A 406-nucleotide genomic window follows, 5' to 3' on the forward strand; every position below is an offset into this window, starting at 1 on the left:
GGGGCTGGCCGCGGAGGCGGGCACGCTGAAACCGGGCGTGGCCGACTCGGCGACGTGCGGCGCGGTCGGGCCGGGGTCGGCGAACGGCGCCTCGGTCGGCATCGGCTGGCGGCGCAGGATCTGGGTGCCGTCCGGGTTCGGCGCGGGCGCGGCGGGCGTTCCGGGCGGCGCGCCGTGCACAGGGTTCGCTCCTGGCGTCGCGAACATGCTCGGTTCGGAGGAGGGCAGGCTGAAGGCGCTGCTCGCGGGGGCCGCGTACGGCGGGCCGGTGACCGGCGAGGACGTCGAGGGCGGCTCGGCGAACGGCGGGTTCGCGGGCGGCGCGAACGAGGGCGGCGGGGAGACCGGCGGGACCGTCGGCGGGGCGGCCGCGACCGGCGGCAGCGACTGTGCCGGTTGATACGAC

At 79.1% G+C, this 406-nt stretch carries 1 pseudogene; it reads left to right on the forward strand.

Annotated elements, in window-relative coordinates:
* Positions 1 to 400, forward strand: a pseudogene (locus DI269_RS26650) (hypothetical protein); the annotation flags it as partial.
* Positions 401 to 406 lie beyond the last annotated feature (6 nt).

Origin of the sequence: Glycomyces dulcitolivorans (assembly GCF_003265355.1) — a bacterium.
Taxonomy (GTDB): domain Bacteria; phylum Actinomycetota; class Actinomycetes; order Mycobacteriales; family Micromonosporaceae; genus Glycomyces; species Glycomyces dulcitolivorans.